Source organism: Sphingomonas pokkalii, assembly GCF_003096275.1.
Classification (GTDB): domain Bacteria; phylum Pseudomonadota; class Alphaproteobacteria; order Sphingomonadales; family Sphingomonadaceae; genus Sphingomonas; species Sphingomonas pokkalii.
Genome location: NZ_QENQ01000001.1, coordinates 3,911,053 through 3,928,242, shown reverse-complemented (window position 1 = coordinate 3,928,242; position 17,190 = coordinate 3,911,053). Strand labels below are relative to the sequence as shown.

The 17,190-nt window shown below is 67.5% G+C and carries 15 protein-coding genes and 1 pseudogene; 7 read left to right on the top strand and 9 right to left on the bottom strand.

What is annotated here, in order from left to right:
• Positions 1-8: 8 nt before the first annotated feature.
• From DD559_RS18120 to DD559_RS18110, 3 genes are all read right to left on the bottom strand, one after another.
• Entirely contained in the window at positions 9-1,034 is a 1,026-nt protein-coding gene (locus DD559_RS18120; protein ID WP_116470406.1) for an oxidoreductase, read from the bottom strand.
• Between the two features lie 429 nt (positions 1,035-1,463).
• A complete protein-coding gene (locus tag DD559_RS18115; protein WP_116470405.1) occupies positions 1,464-2,195 on the bottom strand; it encodes a GDSL-type esterase/lipase family protein in 732 nt (243 codons plus the stop codon).
• A 44-nt stretch (positions 2,196-2,239) separates the two neighbouring features.
• Positions 2,240-3,568, bottom strand: a complete 1,329-nt coding sequence (locus DD559_RS18110) for a sugar MFS transporter (protein ID WP_116470404.1) — start codon at positions 3,566-3,568, stop codon at positions 2,240-2,242.
• A gap of 208 nt (positions 3,569-3,776) precedes the next feature.
• On the opposite strand from DD559_RS18110, the gene DD559_RS18105 reads away from it, so the two are divergent.
• Both DD559_RS18105 and DD559_RS18100 read left to right on the top strand, forming a co-directional pair.
• On the top strand, positions 3,777-5,309 hold the full coding sequence (locus DD559_RS18105; RefSeq protein WP_240610328.1) for a L,D-transpeptidase family protein: 1,533 nt from the start codon (positions 3,777-3,779) through the stop codon (positions 5,307-5,309).
• A 23-nt stretch (positions 5,310-5,332) separates the two neighbouring features.
• Positions 5,333-5,650, top strand: a complete 318-nt coding sequence (locus DD559_RS18100; protein WP_116470403.1) for a hypothetical protein — start codon at positions 5,333-5,335, stop codon at positions 5,648-5,650.
• Positions 5,651-5,673: 23 nt separating this feature from the next.
• On the opposite strand, the gene DD559_RS18095 is transcribed toward DD559_RS18100, so the two are convergent.
• Positions 5,674-6,060, bottom strand: coding sequence for a hypothetical protein (locus DD559_RS18095; protein WP_116470402.1), 387 nt, complete (start codon positions 6,058-6,060; stop codon positions 5,674-5,676).
• A gap of 322 nt (positions 6,061-6,382) precedes the next feature.
• On the opposite strand from DD559_RS18095, the gene DD559_RS18090 reads away from it, so the two are divergent.
• The 3 genes and pseudogenes from DD559_RS18090 (at position 6,383) to DD559_RS18080 (ending at position 9,566) form a co-directional block, all read left to right on the top strand.
• On the top strand, positions 6,383-7,876 hold the full coding sequence (locus DD559_RS18090) for a DUF885 family protein (protein WP_165831146.1): 1,494 nt from the start codon (positions 6,383-6,385) through the stop codon (positions 7,874-7,876).
• Positions 7,759-9,198: pseudogene (locus DD559_RS18085) on the top strand (MFS transporter); the annotation flags it as partial. The gene DD559_RS18090 and the pseudogene DD559_RS18085, both read left to right, overlap by 118 nt.
• A gap of 80 nt (positions 9,199-9,278) precedes the next feature.
• Positions 9,279-9,566 (top strand): hypothetical protein, encoded by a 288-nt coding sequence (locus DD559_RS18080; protein ID WP_116470400.1) that lies wholly within the window; start codon positions 9,279-9,281, stop codon positions 9,564-9,566.
• Between the two features lie 37 nt (positions 9,567-9,603).
• Here the strand turns inward: DD559_RS18080 and DD559_RS18075 are convergent, their stop codons facing one another.
• Genes DD559_RS18075 through DD559_RS18055 form a run of 5 tightly spaced genes read right to left on the bottom strand, consistent with a single transcriptional unit; the run spans position 9,604 to position 15,011 of the window.
• On the bottom strand, positions 9,604-10,989 hold the full coding sequence (locus tag DD559_RS18075; protein WP_116470399.1) for a sensor histidine kinase: 1,386 nt from the start codon (positions 10,987-10,989) through the stop codon (positions 9,604-9,606).
• Positions 10,979-12,052: a DUF2336 domain-containing protein gene (locus DD559_RS18070; RefSeq protein ID WP_116470398.1), complete on the bottom strand. Its 1,074-nt coding sequence runs from the start codon at positions 12,050-12,052 to the stop codon at positions 10,979-10,981. Before DD559_RS18070 ends, DD559_RS18075 begins: the two co-directional genes overlap by 11 nt.
• A gap of 35 nt (positions 12,053-12,087) precedes the next feature.
• Entirely contained in the window at positions 12,088-13,281 is a 1,194-nt protein-coding gene (locus DD559_RS18065) for a hypothetical protein (RefSeq protein WP_116470397.1), read from the bottom strand.
• A 12-nt stretch (positions 13,282-13,293) separates the two neighbouring features.
• Positions 13,294-14,490 (bottom strand): exo-beta-N-acetylmuramidase NamZ family protein, encoded by a 1,197-nt coding sequence (locus DD559_RS18060; RefSeq protein WP_116470396.1) that lies wholly within the window; start codon positions 14,488-14,490, stop codon positions 13,294-13,296.
• A gap of 5 nt (positions 14,491-14,495) precedes the next feature.
• Positions 14,496-15,011: a DOMON-like domain-containing protein gene (locus tag DD559_RS18055; protein WP_133243858.1), complete on the bottom strand. Its 516-nt coding sequence runs from the start codon at positions 15,009-15,011 to the stop codon at positions 14,496-14,498.
• Positions 15,012-15,141: 130 nt separating this feature from the next.
• On the opposite strand from DD559_RS18055, the gene DD559_RS18050 reads away from it, so the two are divergent.
• On the top strand, positions 15,142-15,858 hold the full coding sequence (locus tag DD559_RS18050; protein WP_116470394.1) for an MgtC/SapB family protein: 717 nt from the start codon (positions 15,142-15,144) through the stop codon (positions 15,856-15,858).
• Between the two features lie 49 nt (positions 15,859-15,907).
• A complete protein-coding gene (gene tyrS / locus DD559_RS18045) occupies positions 15,908-17,134 on the top strand; it encodes a tyrosine--tRNA ligase (RefSeq protein WP_116470393.1) in 1,227 nt (408 codons plus the stop codon).
• Positions 17,135-17,190 lie beyond the last annotated feature (56 nt).

The following is a 17,190-nucleotide window of genomic DNA, read 5'->3' as shown; positions in this document are numbered from 1 at the left end:
CTGGCGCCCTAGCACAAGCGGATGCGTCGGCCGTCTTCGGCGCTCTGCCGCGCCGCATCCATCAGCCGCAACCCGGCAAGCGCATCCGATGCGAGGACCGGCGGGCCGGCGCCGTCGCGAATGGCCGCGACCACGCCCGCATAGAATTGCCGATAGTCGCCGCGCGCGGAGGCCAAGGTTTCCACCGTCCCGTCGGGCAAGGTCAGCCGGCCATGGAGCGCCGGATCTTCCAGCCCATGCGCCGGATCGTGCACCGATCCGCCCCCGCGCAGCGCCGCTTCCTGTGGATCGAGACCATATTTGACGAAACTGCCGCCATGGCCATGGAGCCCGAAGCGCGGACGCGGCGCGGCGATCAACCGTGAGCTGGCAAGCACCGCGCGGCGATCGCCATAATGGAAGGTGAGCGCGAAATAATCGTCGACCTGGCTGCCGCTGCGCTGGCGCGCCAGATCGGCATCGACCGCGTCCGGCATCCCGAACAGCACCAGCATCTGATCGATCATATGGGAACCGAGATCGAGCAATTGCCCCGCTCCCGCATCCGGCGCTTCCTTCCAGGCCTGGGCGAGATCGGGACGGAAACGATCCCAATGCGCTTCGAACAGCGCGATTTCACCCAGCCGACCGCTTTCGACCAGCGCCCGCACCGCCAGGAAATCGCTGTCCCACCGACGATTGTGGAAGGGCACCAACAGCCGCTCGCCGGCCTCTGCCAGTGCGATCAGCGCCTCTGCCTGCGAGGCAGAAGGCGTCAGCGGCTTATCGACGACGACATGCTTGCCCGCCCTTAGCGCGGCCTGGGCCAGTTCGAAATGCGTCGCGTTGGGCGTGGAGATCACCACCAGGTCGATCGCGGGATCGGCGATCAGCGCCGCGGGCGATATCGCCGGCACGCCCGGATAGGCCGCGGCCACCGCTTCGCCGCGCGACGTGCCCACCGCGGCAAGCACCAGCCCCTCCACCGCAGCGATCAACGGCGCGTGAAAGGCGGTGCCGCCCAGGCCGAAGCCGATCAGGCCCGTTCGGATCATGCGAACTCCTCCATCCATTGGCCACCGCCCCTACCGGGGGAGATCGCAGTTTCCAAGCTGCGGCACGCTCCCCGATAGAGGGCCGAGCCCAACCCAACATCGCGGACGAGAGACCCACAAGGCATTCCCCAGACCATCATGCCAACCGGCGCCCGACGCGGCCTTTTCCAACACAATCAAGCCGGACCGGCCGCGCGCACCCATCAACGGACATGCGCGCGGATACCGCTTGCGCTACGCTGCCCTTCCCGGTTCCAACATGGGCCAACTATCAGAAACGCGCAAAGTCGGTCGCCGCGCGGTAACCTCCTCGCTCGACGTTCGCGGATCGTTGCGCACAGTAACGATCCACCGAACAAATGGGCTGTTCGCTTCCCGCCAATGCCAGCCGCCCCCCCCTGCGCCGGGCGCAGTAGGTGGGGTTCGCGCCTAGATCTTGCGGGACCGCAGCAGCGGCTCGATCACGGCGGCCATCGCATCATAGCCGGCTTCGGTGGGATGCACGCCGTCATAGGCCATACCCGGTTTCATCGCGCCGGCCGCGTCACCCAGCACGGGGGTATAGTCGATCCAGGCGTGGCGCTCGGCCTTGGCATAGTCGCGCAGCCAGGCATTGATCGTGCGGATCGGCTGGATCACCTCCAGGCCAGGCCGCCAGGGGAAATGATCCGCCGGCGGCACCGATGCCAGGATCACGTCGATCCCATTGGCCTTGGCGATCTGCGTCATCATCCTGAAATTGTCGAAGGTCTGCGCGTGGGTCATCTTGCCGGTATTGCCGGCGATATCGTTCGTGCCTGCCATCAAATGCAGGAAGCGCGGCTTGAGCTGTACGACATCGGACATCATCCGCAGCACCATCTGCGGCGTGGTCTGCCCGCCAATGCCGCGGCCGACGCGGCCGGGGGTGAAGAAACCCGGACGCTTCGACTTCCACCCCTCGGTGATCGAATCGCCGAGGAAGACGATATTCACCTTCGCGCCGGACGCGAGAATGCGGCGATTGTCCTCCGCATAGCGGCTGAGTTCCGGCCAGTCCTCGTGCAACAGACGCTCCTTGCGCTGCTCCCAGCTTTCCGGGGCCTGCGCCTGGGCCTGGGCGCGGGCGACCATGGGCAGCGCAAGCGCGCCGACGAGCAGCGAACGACGACGAAGGGGCATGTTTTCTCTCCTCGGCGGAATGCTTGCAGGACGTACCACCGCCGTCAATGGATCGATGCACCACCCCCGATGCGCACAGGGCGCGTACGCCCCGCCGCCACCGCGAAACCGCACAGGACGAGGTAGCACAGCGCCGGCACGATCAACGCGAAGGCATAGCCGTGCAGATCGGCGACCTTGCCGACCAGCAGCGGCAGCACCGCGCCGCCGACGATCGCGGTACACAACAGGCCCGAGGTCGCCTCCTCGCTCGCCGCCGAACGCTCGAGCGTCAGCGTGAAGATGACCGGGAACATGATCGAGTTGAACAGCCCGATCGCCAGGGCGACAAAGCCCGCGGTGACGCCGCCGACCAGCACGACATAGAGGCACATCGCCGCCGCGATCACGGTGAACAGCGCCAGCAGCCTGTCCGCCCGGACGCGGGTGAGCAGCAACGAGCCGAGCGCGCGGCCGACCATCGCGCCGCCCCAATAGAATGCGACGGCCTTGCCGGCTTCCTGCAGCGAGACGCCGGGGACACCGTCGCTGCCCATCAGCGTACCGAGCAGCGGGACGCCGAACGGCGCGTTCGACTGGCCCCACACGCTGTTGTCGTTCAGGAACAGCGCCATCTGCGTCCCGATCGAGACTTCGGCACCGACATAGAGGAAGATGCCCAGCGCGCCGAACAATGCCCAGGGCGAGGAAAAGGCGCTCAAGAGCCCGGTTGCCGCGGCCGGCTTCGGCGCGGCCTGGGTCACGACGCGGCGGCTGAGGAAGAAGAACACGGCCAGCGCGGCGATCAGGCCGCAGATCCACAGATAAGCGGTGTCGATGCCGGCCAATGCCTGCGCCCGCACCGACTCCGTTACCGCGGTGCCGTCCTTCACCTCCACACCCTGGAGGAAGAGATGCGCACCGAGCAGCGGGCCGAGGAAGGTGCCGAAGGAGTTGAAGGTCTGGCTCAGCACCAGGCGAAAATGGCTGCCCTTGGGATCGCCCAGCGCCGCCGCCAGCGGGTTCGCCGCCACCTGGAGCACGGTGATGCCGCTTGCGAGCACAAACAGGCCCAGCAGCACGACCCAGTAATTGGCGAGGTTCGCCGCCAGCAGCATCAACAGGCAGCCGGCGATCATCGTGCAGAGCGCCAGCAGGATCGCGGGCACCGCCTTGAGGCGCGACACCAGCGCAGCGGCCGGCAGCGACACGACGAAATAGGCGAGGAAGAACGCCGTTGCGCTCGCCTGCGCCTGGAAATTGGTGAGGGTGAAGACACCCTTCACGGCCGCCACCAGTGGATCGACGAGCGAGGTGATGAACCCCCAGGCGAAGAACAGCGTTGTTACCGCGGCGAATGCCAGCGTGGTCTGCGTGGAACGTGCGGAAGCCAAAGCGATCCCCTCCTGCCCTTGATGCTTCTGTTGCCGCAACGCATCCCGACAACGTTGCCAAAAGTCAAGCAGCGGGCGGGTTTTCGCGCTCGCATCCGCGCCCCTGCCTCGCCTATAGGGGCTATTGTTGGTAAACGACGCGACGAGTGGAGTATTGTGCGTGGACGAAACGAAAAAGCGGTTCGGTGAAGGTAGCTTGGCGCGGAACATGGCAACGGCGATCGTGCTGGCCAGCATGGCCGCTTCTCCGGCTGCCGCGCAGTTTCGATTGATCCCCGCAGCCAAGCCGCAACAGGCCAAGCCGCAGGCACAGCCCCCCGCCGCCACGCCGACGCCCACGCCCCCCCCCGCCGCCCCGGCCGCGCAGCCGCCGCAGGCGGTACCGACGCCGCCGATCCAACCCCGGCAGGTCATTCCGCTGCCCGTGCTGAGCAGCCGGCAGATGGCCGAATTACGCCAGCTGCTCCCGGAAGCCGGGCTGGCACAGGGCCTGCGCCGGATGACGAGCACCGTATCGCTGCCGAACGATAGCGACGGGCTGGTGCGTGCGGCACTCGATTATGCCCGCGCCGTCCATTCCGGACGGCTCGACAGCAGCGACTTCATCAACGATTGGGGCCTTCGCCCCGCCGCGTTCGATCCGCTGCCGGGCTTTGCCGATGCGGTTAAGCGCGATCGGATCGCCGCCTGGGTGCGTTCGCTGCCGCCGCCCTATGCGGGCTATGACGGGCTGGAAAAAGGGCTGGTGGCCTATCGCGCCATCCTCACCGCAGGCGGCTGGCCGAAGCTGACGCCGGGGCCCGATCTTGGCAAGGGCGCCAGCGGCGCGCGCGTTCGGGCGCTGCGCAAGCGGCTCGCGGTCGAGGACAAACAGGTTGCGACGAGCGGCGACACGTTCGACCAGGACCTGCAGGATGCGGTTCTGCGCGCGCAACGCCGATATGGCCTGCGCCCCACCGGCGTCGTATCCACCGGTACACTCGCCGCGCTGAACGTGCCGGTAGAGGCGCGCGTCCGCCAGATCATGGCCAATATGGAGCGCTGGCGCTGGCTGCCGCAGGAGTTGCCCGCCAAGCGCATCCAGGTGAACATCGCAGCGGCGGTGATGACCGTGTTCGAAGGTGACAGCCCGATCGCCTCGATGAAAGCGGTCACCGGTCGGCCGGGCAACGAGACGCCGATGCTGCAATCGCGCATCCATTCGATCGTGCTCAATCCGCCGTGGAACGTGCCGAGCGGGATCGCCGCCAAGGAACTCTGGCCCAAGGGCGAAGGCTATCTGAAGGCGCACGGCTATCGCATCATCGGCACGGGTCCGGACCGCCGCCTGCAGCAGGAATCCGGGCCGAGAAGCGCGCTGGGCCGCTTCAAGTTCGACTTCGACAATCCCTATGCCGTCTATCTGCACGACACGCCGGTGCAGTCCGGCTTCAACAGCTATAGCCGGCTGGACAGCCATGGCTGCGTCCGACTGGAAAAGCCGGGGCCGCTGGCGGAGTTGCTGCTCAAGAACGATCCCAACTGGCAGCCCGATGCGATCGCAGCCCAGTTGGAAGGCACCAAGACGGTTCGCGTGCGCCTGGCCGACGCCGACCAGGTTGCGGTCTATCTGCTATACTGGACAGCGTTCGCGAGTTCCGACGGCACGATGAACTTCCGCGATGATCCCTATGGCTGGGACAAGCTGCTCGCCGACAAGATCGAAGCACGCGCGGCCGTCAGCGCCGCGACCGCTTCGTAACGCCTCAACGAAAGGACGATCCCATGAAGCTGCGCACTATCGCGATTCTGGCCGGTGCAGGGCTCACGCTCGCCGCGTGCGGCGGGGGCAACGATGCCCCCACGCCTCCCGACGCCAATGTTACCGAGATCACGGTGCCGGAAACCCCGGCCGACGTGAATGTGTCGACCGAAGAGCCGGCGGCGATGCCTACCGCCAACGTGGCGCCCGAGCCCGTGCCCACGGCGACGCCGACGCCGTTCAGCGATCGCGATCAGACGGAAGCGGATGCCGCCGCGACCGGGATGACGTCCCGGATCAATCGCGATGCGGATCGCGAGAGCGAAGAAAAGAACCAGTAAGGCGAAGCGGTGCCGGGCCGGCGTTACTGCGCGGGCCCGGCCTTGCTTGCCGTACCGCCGACATGATCGAGCACCAGCCCGAGCTGCTCGGCTGAATAGCCCGCTGCGTGAAAGGCGGCGATTTCGTGCTCGGGCAGGCTATCGCCCTTGTGCCAGGCGAGCACCGCGATGCGTCGCAGCGCTTCCAGCCGGGGATCGGCCAGCCGCGGGTTTGCACGCTCACGGCCGAAGATCCTGGCGATCAGGACGGACCAGCGGCCCGGCAGCTCCAGCGACGACAACCCATCGCGACGGGCAAGGGCAAGCACCTGCCATTCCAGGTTGGACAGCGTGGCGACCGCCTGCTGGATCAGATCGCGCGGCGCAGCGACCGACCGGCCGCGAAGATGGGAAAGATCCAGATACGCCATGGCCAGCACTTTCTCTACACGACGGATGCCAGCCCCCTTTTGGTGCACCCGGTTGCGGGCACCACCCTGCCGTTCCGTCCGAAAACTCCACCGTGATCCGCCGCCCGGGAGCGGCTTCGTTGCGCACGCCCGTAACGGCACGTGACACTTCGTTTCGGTGGCGCGTATCTATACCCGCCTTCCGCAGCGTCAAGCGAAAATCGTACCAGCCAGTATCCTTTCAACCCGCGGCGCCCCCGCACTGGCGCAGGACCTGACCGTTCTGACCGTTGCGACATCGCCAAGCACCGTGCAAAAGCCCTTGGTTTCAAAGAGGATTCAAGTGGATAGCCTTTCCCGACGATCGCTGCTGGCCGGCGCCGCCGCACTGCTGGCTCCACCGCTGATACCCGAAGCCGCCAGCGAAACCGCCGCCGCGCATCTGCGGACTTTGCTCGACTCGGCCGCCCACGACCGGACGGCGGCATTGGCGGCGCTGCGAAAAATCGACGCCGCATCCCTCCCCCCATCGCCACGCTTGGACCTGCTCACAGCACGGGCGGGCCTGGCGATCGATATCGAACTCGCGCGACGTTTCCCTTTTGGCCGGCTGGGCAAAAGCCGCTATCTCGTTACCACTGGCAACGGTGCCTGGCTGCGCACGGACGCAACGGCGGAGACGATCCGGCGTGAAACCGCCGCGTTGCGGTCTGACGCCGCACACGGCGTGCGCCTGCCTCGGGGCCTGATCGAACCGACCATCGCGGCGATGGAATCCGCCCGCAATTCGGCGGCCGGCCCGCGCGCCGAGGCCCTGGCCGAACAGGAAGCGCTGCTGCGGACACTCGCAGCGGATGCGCCGCCGCCGGGCATGGCCGCGCTACCGGACGGTGACGACTATTACCGCCTGTTGCTGCGCCGCTTCGCCGGCGACGATGCCGATCCCGGCGCGCTGCGCCAGAGGCTCGAACGGGAATTGGCGCGGACGCTGGCCCGCGCCGACGCGCTTTTCCAGCAGATCGGACGGCACAGCGGCAGCGTCGGCGCCCGCTTCACCGCGCTGTGGCACGATCCCGACGGCCTCTACCCAGACGATGATGCCGGGCGGGACCGCGCCGTCGCCGACATGAACCTGCTGCTCGAAGCGGCGCGGGCGCGACTGCCCGGGGCGTTCGGCCCGCTGCCGCCCTCGGTGTCGTCCGTCCACGTCCAGCGAATGTCACGGACGGAGGAAGCAGCAGGCCGCCAGGGATATCGCCAGTTGCCGGAAGGATCGCGGCCCGGCAGCTATGTCGTCGACCTGAACGACATCCGTCGGCGGCCGCGCTGGACCTTGCCCGCGGTCGTCCATCACGAGTTGCTGCCCGGCCATATGGTGCAGTTGCCGATCGAAGCCGCAGCCTCGCCGCATCCGCTGCGCATCGAATATGCCGCCGCGTTCGCGGAGGGCTGGGCAATCTATGCCGAACACTTGGCCGCGGCGGAGGGCGCCTATCGCGGCGACGCGCTGGGCGAGCTTGGGCTGTGCCATTGGCGACTGTTCCGCATCACCCGCGCGCTGGCGGATCTGGGCATCCATCTGGATGGCTGGTCCCACGCGCAAGCGCTGGGCAAGCTGCAGGCCTGGATGGGCGAGCCCGCCTATTTCGCCCCCTTCGCCGCAGACCTGAACCGGATCGTGCTGGAACCGGCCCTGCGCGCCGCCGAGGCGATGGCATGGCTGGCGATCGAGGATCTGTCGCGGGGACGCCCCGCTATCCCCTTCCACCACCGGCTGCTGGCGCATGGGCGAATGCGCACCGATCAGTTCCGCGCGACGGTGGAATCGGCGAGATGATCCGGCGCCCGCGACTGCTGCTGTTCGCCTTCGGCGACTTCGCCTTCAATCTCTACTGGCAGGGGCTGATGCTGTTCCTGCTGTTCTACTACACCGATGCGCTGGGCCTGCCGGTGGCAACGGCGGCGGCGATCTATACCATCGCCACCATCTGGGACGGCGGGGTGAACTTCGCGGCCGGCACGCTGGCCGATAGATGGCGGCCGCTCGGCGGCCATGGCCGGGTGCTGATGCTGGGCGCGATACCGCTGGGTCTGACGTTCGTGCTGACCTATCTTCCGCCAGCGCTGGACGGTGCGGGCGGCATCGCGCTGGTGCTGGGCGGCCACCTGCTGTTCCGAACCGCCTATGCCGCGGTCAACATCCCCTATCTCGCGATGTCCGCCCGGATCAGCAGCGACAGCCGCGATCGCGCCTTCATCGCCGGCGCGCGCATGGTGTTCGGGACCCTTGCCTGGGTGGCGGTAGCCCGCGGCACCATCCCGATCGGCGGCTGGATCGCCGGCACCGCAGTGCCCGCCCGCGCCTATCTGGGGGCGGCAGCGCTGTCCGCAGCGATCGGCACCGCTATTCTGCTGATCGTCGGCGCCAGCTACCGGGTAGCCGCGGAGCCCGAGGCCGCCGCCAAGCAGCGCCCCTCGATCAGGGCGGCGCTCCGCAGCATGGCGGCCAACCGTGCCTTCGTGTCGCTCAACCTGGCGATGATGGCAATGATCGTCGCGACGTCGATCCTAGGCAAATCGGTGCTCTATTATTTCAAGTATTTCCTCCACGATGCGGCGGCCGGCCAGGCGGCGCTCGGCTGGATGGGGGTGATGAGCGGGTTGGCGGTACCGGCATGGATGCTGCTGCAACGATCGATCGGGGGACGATCGTCATGGTTCGTCGCGGCAGGCTTGTGCATCCTTGGGCTGGTGCTGTTCGGTGGGCTTCGGATCGGCAGCGCCACCGGGATGCAGCTCTATCTCGTCGCGATGCAGGCCGCGATCGTCGGCCTGCATTTCGTCTTCTGGGCGATGCTGCCCAATACCATCGAATATGGCGAGCGCACCACCGGCCTTCGCGTGGAGGGCGCGGTGTTCGGCATGGCCGCCCTGCTCCAGCGCGTCGCAATCGGAGCCGCTACGCTGATCCTGGGGTTTGGTTTCGGATCGGCCGGCTATGTCGCCAATGCCGAACAACAGACCGCAACGCTTGCCACCATGCGCTGGACGATCGTGGTAGCGCCGCTGGGATTCTTTCTGCTTTCCTGCCTGGCGATGGCGTTCAATCCCCTCGGCCGGGGAGCCCATGCCCGCATCCTGCAAATGATGCGCAGATGAACCAAAGCCTACAATCCGGTTCAGCGTCGTGCAGCAAAGCAATGCGTAAAACTTGCTTCATCGAAGAAGAGGTGGAGCCAATGAAACTGATCAGGATCATCGCCGTCGCCGGGCTTGCCATTACCGGCATTACCGGAGCAACCGCCGCCAACGCCCAGGGCTGGGGCCATCCGCGCGACCGTTACGAGCATCGCTACGATCGCCACGATCGCTGGGAAGGCCGCCACCATTGGGATCGCGGACGGCACCGCGGTTGGGATCGGGGCCGTCCCTATGGCTGGAACCGGGACTATCGCTATCACGGCCGCCGGGTTTGCTGGACGGAATGGCGTTATGGCCGCCCGGTGGAGATATGCCGCCGCCGCTAACGCAAGGCCCGGCGCGCAGATACCGGATGCGCCCGGCCTAGTCCCGCAGGGGCAAGGAAAGCAGGAAGCGCGCCCCCATCGCGGGCGCGCTTTCGACCGTCAGATCGCCGCCCATCGCCCGCGCAAGGCGCCGCGCGATATATAGTCCAAGGCCGCTTCCGCCTGGTTCGGCCGGATCGAGCCGCGCGAACTTCTCGAAGATCCGTTCGTGATCCCGCGCAGGAATGCCCTTGCCCTGATCGGCAATGACGACGCGGCCGATGCCGTCCTCTTGCTCCAGCGTGATGCGCACGGTGCCCCCGCTGGGCGAATAGCGCACGGCATTGCCGATCAGGTTGACCAACACCTGAAGCACGCGGCGAAAGTCCCCGGTCACACGCAACATGGCCTGTGCCGGAGGCGGCGCGATGGCGATTCCCGCATCGCTTGCACGGATCGCAAGCAGCGCGGCCGCCCGTCGGGCGACATCCGCCAGATCGACCGCCTCGGACGCGGTGGCCAGGGCGGCTTGTTCCGCCGATTGCAGGTCGGCGAGATCCTCCACCAGCGCGAGAAGGTGGCGCCCCGCACCGGCGATGTCGGCGGCATAGCCGACATAGTCCGCGTGCACCGGCGCGTCGCTTTCCGCGTCCGCGATCGCCTCCGCCGCCGCTATGATCCTTGCCAGCGGCCCTTGCAGCGCCCGCTCCAGCCGCCGCGCGAAGCCGGGCGGAAAGGCAAGTTGCGGGATCGATGCGGGCGCGGCAGTGCCACGCGCGACGGCCGGCGCCCCACCCGCCGCACCATGGGCCGCGCCGACAAAGCCGGCAAACCGGCCCGCCGGATCGCTCCGGGGCCGCGCTTCCAGCTGTACCCATTGGCCGGTGCCGCGCACTTCTGCCCGCTGACCGTCAAAGCGCGCCCTTGCCGACACCGCGGAGAGGATGGGCAATTGCCCCTCCATATCCTGGGCCAGTGCGAAAAGGCGGGTCAATGGCTGGCCCAGCATCGTCCGCGGATCGAACCCGTAGTGGGCGCCTGCATCCGGGGAGACGAAGGTCAGCCGAAGCGACGCATCCGTTTCCCAGCGCAGTTCCGCATAGGTGCGGAAGAAGTCCCGCTCGCGATCGGGATCGGTGGCGGGGCGCCAGGCCGCACGGGGCCGCCACCCGCTGACCTCCAAGCGCACGCCGCCGCGATCTGGTCCGGCGCGCACCCAGAGATCGAGTTCCGTCTCGCCGTCTGCCGCCACCACCGCGCGGGAGATATGGATGCCCAGACGATGCGACAGGCTGGCCAGCGCCGCGATTCCCGGCACGGCAAGGGGGGCGCCGATGCGCCCGCCGGCACGGCTGTTCAGGGCGCTGAGCAGCGGTTCCGCATCGATCAGCCGCCCGGCAGCATCGAGGCGCGCGATCGCCAGGGGGCTCGCTTCATCGGGCACCCTCAACCCACCCTGTCATCGCCCCCCGTCGAATGGCCGCCCGCGCCGCATGATAGGCGGGGTCCAGCCGAAGGGCTGCCAGCACCGTCGCGGCGTCGGCTCGATCCAGCGCGACCACCGCATCCAGGCGATCGGCCAGTACCGCGACATCGCGGTGGCGATCGGCATCGCAAAGAAGGAAGCCGATCTGCGCCATGCCATCGCGTTCCACGCCGACAGCATGGAGGGCCAGCAACAGCCGGTCAGGTTCCCGATCAAGCGCCAGAGCCCGCGCATCGGCATAGTCGATCCGCGCGGCATGGGCGAGAATCGCGAGAAACAGCACGAGGCGGCGATCCCGCAGCGCTTCGAGCAGCAGGTACGGCACGGGGTGGAGCGACGCTCCGACCGCAGCGGCGAACCGCATCGCAACCGGCTCCACCGCGCCCCGCGACGACGCATCCAGCACCACCAGCGCGGCGCGCACCGCCGTGCACAGCGCTTCGTCGAACGCGATGTCGGCCCGGGATCCGGCCTGTTCCCGCATCGCGGCCGCTACCCACCAGAGCAATCGTGCCTGCAGGTGCCGCGGCGCGCGCCGCCCGCCCGCTTCGGGATCTTCGCTGCACGATGCGGCATAGAGAAGATCGCGCGCGGCCTCGGCGATCGTGGCTGCCGGATGATCGACGAAGCGGCTGAGCAGGCTGGGCTGGGCGGGATCGCGCGGTGCCTGATGCGGCAACGCCTTGGCCAGTTGATCTTGCCGCACCTGCCCGATCAGAGCCTCGGTCAACGCCCAATCGTTGAGCAGGCCGGCAGCGCACAGCAGCGGAAAGGTGCCGCCCGCACCCGGCGTGGCGAAATCGGCGAGCTGGCGCTCCGCCGCGCCGATCCACTGCGCGAGCAGCGCCGTCATGCCATTGCGAGTGGCTTCCTCCAGGCGGAGCGAATCCGGCACCGAGAAATCCTGGGCGGCGGCGGCAATCGCCGTCCGCGCGCGCCGTTCGGCCGCTGCGGCACGCCTCAGCAGATCCTCGGCGCCCATGAGGAAATCCCGGCGCGTATCGGCAAAGTCGCCCGACATCGCGGCATCTTTACGCGACGGGGATTAAGCCCAGCCTAAGATCGATCGCGAATCGCCTCGATGGCGGCCGCCAGCGTGGCAGCGGCATAAAGCTGTGCAGCGACTAGCCCGACTAGCGGAACGCCCGCTATCGCGAAGGGAGCGAAGAGCAGCAATTGCGCAGAGGCATTGCCCCACCATCGCCGCCGCGGCGCCGGCACCCGTTCCGCCAGCAGCTGCGCGACCAGGGCGCCCGATGCCAGTAGCAACGGCGCCGCCGTTCCCAGCGCAAGATGCACCCGCCAGCCATTGGCGACGATCAGCAGCCCGAACAGGACGAACACCGCCGCTTCGATACGGCGGGCACGCGGCTCTTCGCCGCGCAGCGCCGCATGGGCCGCGCCGGTGGCGAGCCCCAGCGCGGACAGCAGGGCGACGCACGCCCCGACGCCCTGCCAGCCGGCAAGCGTCGCCGCGATCGCGCCCAGCCCGCACACCCCACCCGCCACCAGCGGCGCCCAGTCGGGAATTTCGCGCGCGACCAGCTGCGGAAGGACGTAGCGTGCCGCGCGCGCGAACACCCAGCGATCCGCCCAGAGGGTACGGCGATCGCTCAGCGCGGCCAGCACCGAGTCGTTCCGCGCGGCCAGCCCCTCGGCGCTATGTTCGACGGCGTGGCCGGCACGCGCCCAGACCGGCGCCAGCGGCACCTGCAGCGCGCCCGACTGCGCCGCGACCCGCAGCAGTGCCGACTGGAAGTCGTAATCCTCCGGCATGGTGGCGATCTGGGCGAGGTGCGCCGCCTGGATCCGGGCGATTCCGGCCCAGCAGTTGCGCATGTCCAACCGTTCGATCGCCGCCGGCGATTCGGCATCGTCGGTAACGAGCAGGGCGTTATGAGGCTCGGCGGCCATGCGCTCCATTACCGGATCGATGGTGACGAGGCCGTCCGCCAGCACCAGCACGTCGGCATCGCGCAGCACCTTCTCTGCGGCTTCCTCGGCCGAGCGGACGATCTCGATGTCAAGCTGCCCCCGCCCCGCCCGCTCGATCGCGGAAAGGAAGGCCGGGGTGACGCGCCCGACCGCGACCAGCACCTGTTCGGCACCAACACCGGCGAGCAATCGCACCTGATATTCCAGCAGGGTCATGCCGCCGAATGGCAGGCTGCCGACGAGCGCGCCGGGTCGATCGGCCGCCTCCTCCACCGCGAAGACGAGACCGGCGAGCGGGCGTGCCTGGGTAACCATGTCGCTCCCCCCTCAATAGATCAGATACGGGCGCCGCAATTCGGCCCACGCGGCTTCATCCGGCCCGGCAAGCGCGTCCAGATCGGCGGGCGTCGCCCCCGCATCGTCGACCCATTGCCGCAGGCCCGGACCGCCATTGATCACGTCGATCGCCAGCTTGTCGAACACATATTCATACGGGAAATCGCGCCACAAGGCATAGTCCGGCATAAGCGCACGGATTGCCTTGAACCCCAGCGCCTGTACGCGCCACGGGCGGAACGCGGCATGATCATAGCCCGGCCCCTCGGCATGGACGAACACGCCGGCACAAAGCTGGCCGACATGCTTGTGGAAGGTCGGCTGGAACCACATCGGCCGCAGCGTACAGCCGGCCAGCCAAGCGGGCGCAAGTCGTTCCATCTCCGCAATAACCGCCTGCGCATCGATGTCCGGCGCGCCGAACAGCTCGAGCGGCCGCGTCGTGCCCCGACCTTCGGACAGCGTCGTGCCTTCCAGCATCACCGTGCCGGCATAAGCGCGGGCCATGTTGACGTTGGCGGCATTGGGGCTCGGGTTGATCCAGGGCCGTTCGGGCGGCCAGCCATGGCCCGGCGCCGCCTCCGGCTGCCAGTCCTGCATCGGAATGACGCGATAGGCCAGGTCCAGCGCATAATGCGCGATGAACCAGTGTCCGAGCTCCCCAAGGGTCATGCCGTGCCGCATCGGCATCGGCCCCGCCCCGACGAAACTTTCCCAGCCGGGCAGCAGCGTAAGTCCCTCCACCGGGCGACCGGCCGGATTGGGCCGATCCAGCACCCACACGGCCTTGCCGTGCTTCGCCGCCGCTTCGAGGACGTAGAGCAACGTGGTCACGAAGGTGTAGATGCGGCAGCCCACATCCTGGAGGTCGACGAGCATCACGTCGAAGCTGTCCATCGAGGCGTCGGTCGGTCGGCGGACCTCGCCGTAGAGGCTGAACACCGGGACCCGATAGACAGGATCGATGAAGTCCGGGGACTCCATCATGTTATCCTGCAGATCGCCCCGGACACCGTGCTGCGGGCCGAACACCGCGCTGATGTTAACCCCCGCAGCGACCAACGCATCGAGCGAATGGGTAAGATTGCTGGTAAGCGACGCAGGATGGGCGAGCAGCGCCACCCGTTTTCCTTCAAGCGGCTGGCGCAGGCTGGCGTCGGCGAGGAGGCGATCGATTCCGAAAAGCATAGGGTTCAGTCTGCTGGCGGCACTTCGAGCACAAAGCAATGCGGATCGTGGAAATCAGGCTGGTTGCCGCCATGCCGCAGCGCCCAGTAGGAGACCGTGCCGCCCTTTTCCTGGAGGACCGCGGTAACGCCGCACCACAGGGGGCCCGGCGCGATCCCGTGCAACCGGGCCGAAAGGCCCGGATTCTCATCGTCCCAGACGATCGATGGCACGACCGGCATTTCCAGAGGCGCCATGCCTTCCCGCCGCCCCGTGAAGCGATAGGCCGCCCATTGGGAGGAAGGCGCGAAGTTGAACTCGCTATAGCCCTGCCCCCCGCCCTTCGCGAAAAGTTCGAAACAGGTCGACCGCCATAAGCCATCGGTGCGCCGCGGTTCCGCTGGCGGCGGCAGCAATAATGCTCCGGGCGATGCCTCCACCCGATAGCGGATGTCGAGCAGGTCCCCGTGGCGCAGGAGCGTGCAGGTAAGGCCGGCTACGGCACGGGGCGGCATGGCAGGATGCGGAACCAATCGGATCATCCTGCCCAACCTAGAAAAGCGATCGCGCGTTTGAAAGCCGCCGCGTCGATGCCGCCGCCGCTTGCCTGCGCGTTAGTGCAAGCGCAAGCGCAGCCCCGATACCCGTACCGATTCGCCAGGGCTGGCCGCCATGCACTTTCTTCAGACGTTCCACTCCGCCGCCTATCTCGATACCCTGGTGAGCTACACGCTGGCGCTGCTGCTCGGCGCGGCCATCGGCGCCGAACGGCAATTCCGCCAGCGAACCGCAGGCCTGCGGACCAATGCGCTGGTCGCGCTCGGTGCTGCGGCATTCGTCGATCTCGCGCAGCGCCTTGCCGGCGATATCGAGGCAGTGCGCGTGATATCCTATGTGGTTTCGGGCATCGGCTTTCTTGGCGCCGGCGTGATCATGAAAGAAGGCATGAACGTCCGCGGCCTCAATACCGCGGCGACGCTGTGGTGCTCGGCGGCGGTCGGCGCCTGTGCGGGCACCGACATGGCCGCCGAGGCGGCAACGCTGGCCATCTTCGTGGTTGCGGGCAACACGCTGCTGCGACCGGTGGTCAACGCGATCAACCGGGTGCCGCTGGCCGGCGGGCAGGTGGAGGCGACCTATTTCGTGACGCTTACCACGGTGCCCGCCGAAGTCGATCGCCTCCGCGACCTGCTGACAGACCATCTGGAACTGATGCGCTATCCGGTCGCCGAAATCGAAACGATCGAACGGCCTGACGATCGTATCGAAATGCGCGCCCGGCTGGTCTCCACCGCCGCGCTCGATGCCGAACTCGACAGCATCATCGCCCATCTTGCAAGGCGCCATGACGTGCAGCACGCCAGCTGGGAGTTGCAGACCCAGGACTGAACCGCCGGGGATGACGCGGGCGCGCGCTTTGGCTATGCGCGCTCGCACCATGACCGAATACAGCTCCGATCTGCTCCGCCTGCTCGCCTCGCGCGGGTACATCCACCAGGTGACCGACGCCGAGGGCCTCGACGCGCTCGCCGCCAAGCAGATCGTGCCTGGCTATATCGGCTTCGATCCCACCGCGCCGTCGCTGCATGTCGGCAGCCTGGTGCAGATCATGCTGCTGCGCCGCCTCCAGCAGGCGGGCCACAAGCCGATCGTGCTGATGGGCGGCGGCACCGGCAAGATCGGCGATCCGAGCTTCAAGGACGAAGCCCGCAAGATGCTGACGCTCGACACGATCGGCAGCAACATCGCCTCGATCAAGACGGTGTTCGAGAACTTCCTCACCTTCGGTGATGGCCCCACCGATGCGGTGATGCTCGACAATGCCGAATGGCTCGACAAGCTCGAATACATCCCCTTCCTGCGCGACATTGGCCGGCATTTCTCGATCAACCGGATGCTGAGCTTCGATTCAGTCAAGCTGCGGCTCGATCGCGAACAGTCGCTGAGCTTCCTCGAATTCAACTACATGATTCTCCAGGGCTATGACTTCCTGGAGCTGTCGCGCCGCGCCGGCTGCCGCCTGCAGATGGGCGGATCGGACCAGTGGGGCAACATCGTCAACGGCATCGAGCTGTCGCGCCGTGCCGACGGGACCGAAGTCTACGGCGTCACCACGCCGCTGATCACGACGGCGGACGGCGGCAAGATGGGCAAGACCATGTCCGGCGCGGTGTGGCTCAACCCGGACCAGCTGTCGCACTATGATTACTGGCAGTTCTGGCGGAACACCGACGATCGCGACGTCGGCCGCTTCCTGCGGCTGTTCACCGATCTGCCGCTCGACGAGATCGCCCGGCTCGAAGCGCTGGACGGCGCCGAGATCAACGAGGCCAAGAAGATACTCGCCAACGAGGCGACGGCCATGTGCCGCGGCCGCGCGGCAGCCGAGGAAGCTGCCGAGACCGCGCGCAAGACCTTCGAGGAAGGTGCCGCCGGCGGCGCATTGCCGACGCTGGCGGTCAGCGGCAGCATCAGCGTGGTCGATGCGCTGGTTGGCCTCGGCTTCTGCGCCTCCAAGGCCGAGGCACGGCGGCTGATCAAGGGCGGCGGCGCGCGCGTCGAAGGCGAGAAGATCGACGACGAGACAATGACGATCGATGTTGCCGGCGAGGTCCGTCTTTCCGCCGGGAAGAAGCATCACGGCCTGTTGAAGCCGGGGGCCTGACGGGCCGTTAACCACCTCTCTTGTCCGGCAATTTACGCGCGCACCGTAAATCCGAA